This is a genomic window from Streptomyces sp. NPDC004561 (assembly GCF_053602155.1).
This window is the reverse complement of the sequence record NZ_JBSGDB010000616.1, coordinates 1-4501: the sequence shown is the minus strand read 5'-3', so window position 1 is coordinate 4501 and position 4501 is coordinate 1. Positions and strand designations below refer to the sequence as shown.

The window sequence follows — 4501 nt, the reverse complement described above, 5'->3', positions numbered from 1 at the left end:
GGCGCCGGGTGATGGGCGCGATCACCCTGGCCCGCACCGGCAGCGAGCGGCCCTACAGCGAGGACGACCTCGCGCTCGTGGAGGACCTGGCCCACCGCATCGCCCTGCACGCCGACAACGCCCGCCTGCATACCGAGGTTCAGGCCACCGCGGAACACCTCCAACGCGCCCTGCTGCCCCAGTTGCCGCAGCCCGACCATCTGCAGCTTGCCGCCCGCTACAACCCCGCCCGCAGCGAGGCGGCCGAGGTCGGCGGGGACTGGTACGACAGCTTCACCTTGCCCACCGGCGACACCACCTTGATCATCGGCGACGTCACCGGCCACGACGTACGCGCCGCGGTCACCATGAGCCAGGTCCGCAACATGCTCCGCGGCATCGCCTGCGACCGCCAGGAACCGCCCAACGTCATCCTGCGCCGCCTGGATCTGGCCCAGCACACCCTGCTGGCCACCACCGCCACCTGCATCTACAGCATCATCCACGGCCCCGAGGGCGGCCCGTGGGAACTGAACTACTCCAACGCCGGCCATCTCCCCCCGCTGCTGGTCACCCACGAGGGCGACACCCGTTACCTCAACGACAGCCACGACCTGCTCCTGGGCGTCGACCCCCACCATCCCCGCAGCCAGAGCACCGTTGCCCTGCCAGACCGCTCCACCCTCCTGCTCTACACCGACGGGCTGATCGAACGCCGCGGCGAGAGCCTGGACGCCGGGCTGACCCGGCTGCGCCAGCACGCCGCCGCCCTCGCCCGTGAACCGCTGCCGGTACTCTGCGACGAACTCCTCGCCGGCCTCCTCGCCGAGCGCTACCCCGACGACGTTGCCCTGCTCGCCCTGCGGCTGCCTCCCGCAGGCACCCGCAACCAGTGACGCGCGGCCCCTCGTTCGGCGCCAGATCTCCCAGCGGTCTGGTCCCCCTGCTCCTGCGGGGCTCCGGCGAGGTTGTTCCCTCTCGACGACGCCAGCAGACGCCCTGACCGTAAACGACGGTCAGCGAGCAGAAACTGATCACGAATGCGCACAAACACGCGCCCGGCCGTGCCTGCTGCCTTGAAATCGTCTTGCCCGTCTGCCAGAACTTCGAGGTGCACCGCGAGCCGGTGGGCAAGTCGGTGGGCAAAGGGACCACCGCCGCGGTCATGCTGGCTGACGACCCCACCGGTGACATCAGCGGGAATCAGCCCTGACGGCCGCACACCGCCCGGCGATGCCGCGCCGGGCGTGGTCTCGACTGGTCGTTGTGCGGCTCGCTTCGGGGCGGGGTGAGCGCCGTGTTAGCACAGACCTTCTCCAGCATGTGCTCGTACGCCATCGCGAGCACGTGCTGAAGCGGCGCACGCAGCTGGTCGGACATCACGTGGTGGTTGCCCTCTGCCGCTGGCACCCGGTGCGCGGCTGTGTGCGAGCACCGAGCGCGGTGGCTTGGTCAGGTGGGCTGAGGGCGGCCGAAGAGCAGGTCGTAGCCTGCGGGGAGCTGGAGCAGAACCTGGCCCAGGAGGTCGGGGCCTTCCTGCTGCGCGGCCTGCAGCTTCGCGACGGATTTCGCTCCGTGGCGGGTGTTGGGCACGAAGGCGCCGTCGGAGGTGGCGAGGAAGTTGGCTATGCCCATGTCGATGCCGACCACCGCGCCGGTCGGCTCCAGCGGTTCGGGCCGGGCCTGCTCGGCGGTCAGGATCAGATACCAGCGCCTGCCCTCGCGCCTGACCGAGATCGTCTTGACCCTGCCGACCACCGGCCGGTGCTGGTGCACCTTGACGTGCCCGACGCCTTGGAGGCGCACCCGGGGGACGGGATCGTGCGGGGTGGCGTCCCAGCGGCAGCCGTCGCCGTCCTTCGGGAACTCCACCGTGTCAAACCGCTTGGACGACCTAAAACGCGGATACCCCGGCTTCTCCCCCACCTTCACGCGGCGGAAGAACGCGGCGAACGCCCTGTCCAGACGGCGCAACGTCGCCTGCTGAGAGGAAAAGGACCAACGGCCCTGGCCCGGCGGATCGAAGGCGCGGATGTCCTTGAGCTGGGCGGACTGCCGGCCGTACCGGATCGCCGTCTTCGAGGCGTGCCGCCAGGCGTCACGGCGTTCCTGCAACGCGGCGTTGTACAGGGTGCAGTGATCACGCAGCATCTCGGCGAGCGCACCCGCCTGGCCCCCAGTGGGCCGCATCAGGAACGTGTACGCACGGATCATCCAGCCCACCCCCTCGGTCCTTGTCGTCAACATAGTGCAGGCCACTGACAACGCAGCGAACTTTGGCGCTGCGCGCCTCCGGCACGAGGATGCGTTTCCCTCCCCGGCTGAAGCCGGGGATACCCACGCAAGATCAACGGATGGCAGCCGGTTCGTGCCGCATGGAGTGAGGGCTGCCATAAACTCGCGGACGTAGTCCGTGGGCCGGCAGCACGAACGAGGCGCACCAAGTCCCGTGCGTGCGCAGTGCCGCCAGGAGCAAGCCACGCGCCTGCCCCGGCGTCGGAACCTTCCCACCCGTGCGGTTGCCGGGGCGTTCAGCTGAGGTAGTTCACCCACCCTGGTACGGACGGGTCGTAGCTGGCGATCGACTCAAGAACCAGGGCGGTGAACGCCACCCACTCGTCCTCGGGGGCCCACGCCTCCCCACCATTGGCCTGGGCGTAGAACGGACTGGGTGCCCAGGCCAACAGAATGCGATCCTCCGTCACCTCATGGATCCAGCCGAGGAACTCCCTGCCGTCAACGAGGGCGAAGCCCACCTTGTCAGCGCGTTCAAAGCAGCCGGAGAAGTAGTCGTAGAGCGACTGGTCTTCGAACATTTGACCAGCGTAGCGGTACTGATCCGGGAGCCGCTGCGCGCAGCCGTCCGTGCAGCTCGGCCACCAGTCCGGCCGCCGCCGGCGGGCGAAGAAGGCGTACGCTGCTCGCCTACCGGGTTCCGGGCCACTGGCCGCCAGTTCGAGATCCGGATACCTGGCGGGCTGCGCGGTCCTGCTGGGATGGGCGCTCGCAGCACCTCCGGCGAGTCCACGGCAGGTGTCATCCCGCTGCTCGCCACCGGGCCCGGCAGGCTTAAGAGGGTTAGGCCGTGTTGTGAAAGTCGTCATCAGACCCGGAGGTATTTCGCCAGCTACTTGCACGCGGTGTCCATAGGTCTGGAAGATCGGCTCATGTCCGAAGCTCCTGACATCACGACGGCCTGGCGGCGACTGCTGGAAGGTACTCCGGGCACCCGCAACGGGGATTTTCTGGTCGTCCAAGCGGCACACGCGCAGCCTCGGCTGCGCGCCCTCTACCCCTTCCCAACCCATGGCACGCTGCACTTCCTGCTCGTCGCCCCGCCACCATGGCCCGAGTCGGACGGCGACCGGCTGCCCTTCATCGTCTGTGGTGGACCGCCGTACAAGATCTACACGCCCGGTTACGGCCAGCTCCTTGGCGAGACAGCCACACCTGGAGAAGCAGCCGCGCTTGTGGTGGATCATCTACCGGCAGACGCAGGTCTGTCTGCAGAGGAATAGAGCGTGCAGTGCTGGTCATAGCCACTCGTTGATGGCCGCGACCAGCACCGTCGCTTCGTAGCGGACTGCGAGTTTCTCGAATCTCGTGGCCACGGCCCGGTGGCGCTTGAGCCGGTTTATGCCGCACTCCACCGCGTGGCGCTCCTTGTAGTCGTCCTTGTCGAACTTGGGCGGTCGGCCGCCGCGCGTCCCGAGTTTCTTGCGGTTGCGGACCTGGTCAATCTTCTCCGGGATCGTGCAGCCAATCCCGCGTCTGCGCAGGTAGGCCCGGTTCACGCGGGAGCCGTACGCCCTGTCCGCGCGGACCCTGTCCGGCTTGGTCCGTGGCCGGCCCGGGCCTATACGGGGCACCCGGATGCCCTCAAGGACCGGCTGAAACTGCGGGCTGTCGTGCCGCTGGCCGGCGGTGATCAGCAGCGACAGAGGTTTTTGCCCTTGCTCCACGGCCAGGTGCAGCTTGGTGGTCAGCCCGCCCCGCGACCGCCCGAGGCCATGGTCGTCGGGCTCGGTGAAGACTCCACCGGGAGGCTCCTTCTGCAGTGCCCCTTTTTACGCGCGCCGGCAGCGTGCTGGTGAGCCCGGGCGACCGTGGAGTCCACGCTCACGTCCCACGTGATCAAGCCCTTCGCGTCGGCCTCGGCCTGCAGCTGCACGAAGATCCGCTTCCAGGTGCCGCCCCGTTGCCAGCGTCGGAACAGGTCATAGACACGGTCCCAGGGCCCATACCGTTCGGGCACGTCCCGCCACGGTGCTCCGGTCCGGGTCCGCCACCTTATGCCGTCGACCAACTGGCGACGTGTCCACGTCGGTGGCCGACCCGGCTTCTTGCCCTGCGGCAGCAACGGCTTCAGCTGGGCCCACTGGCCGTCCGTCAGATCACCACGCCCCACGACCCGTGATCATCCACGATGGTGATCCACTTTCACAACACGCCCTAGTGCTGCGTGAGCTTCCCCCGAGATGCGAGGAGGGGTGACAGCGGGTCAGATAGATCTCGTGAGAGG

General features: G+C 68.3%; 5 protein-coding genes and 1 pseudogene. 3 read left to right on the top strand and 3 right to left on the bottom strand.

The features are described from left to right. Together ACWEN3_RS42070 and ACWEN3_RS42065 are read left to right on the top strand one after the other, a co-directional pair. A partial coding sequence (locus ACWEN3_RS42070) for a PP2C family protein-serine/threonine phosphatase (protein WP_452982713.1) occupies positions 1-875 on the top strand: 875 nt, incomplete at its 5' end. Between the two features lie 191 nt (positions 876-1066). After that, entirely contained in the window at positions 1067-1192 is a 126-nt protein-coding gene (locus ACWEN3_RS42065) for a hypothetical protein (RefSeq protein WP_452982710.1), read from the top strand. Positions 1193-1515: 323 nt separating this feature from the next. Here the strand turns inward: ACWEN3_RS42065 and ACWEN3_RS42060 are convergent. After that, a pseudogene (locus ACWEN3_RS42060) lies at positions 1516-2193 on the bottom strand (RNA-guided endonuclease InsQ/TnpB family protein); the annotation flags it as partial. 317 nt (positions 2194-2510) lie between these two features. Next, positions 2511-2795, bottom strand: a complete 285-nt coding sequence (locus ACWEN3_RS42055) for a hypothetical protein (RefSeq protein ID WP_452982708.1) — start codon at positions 2793-2795, stop codon at positions 2511-2513. A 351-nt stretch (positions 2796-3146) separates the two neighbouring features. On the opposite strand from ACWEN3_RS42055, the gene ACWEN3_RS42050 reads away from it, so the two are divergent. Then, a complete protein-coding gene (locus ACWEN3_RS42050) occupies positions 3147-3497 on the top strand; it encodes a DUF6193 family natural product biosynthesis protein (protein WP_452982705.1) in 351 nt (116 codons plus the stop codon). Positions 3498-3512: 15 nt separating this feature from the next. Here ACWEN3_RS42050 and ACWEN3_RS42045 read toward each other — a convergent pair. Continuing rightward, positions 3513-4387 (bottom strand): IS5 family transposase gene (locus ACWEN3_RS42045; protein ID WP_452982702.1). Its coding sequence is split into 2 segments (ribosomal slippage): positions 3513-4040 and positions 4043-4387, totalling 873 coding nucleotides; the frame shifts between segments, so codons are not numbered across the junction. Positions 4388-4501 lie beyond the last annotated feature (114 nt).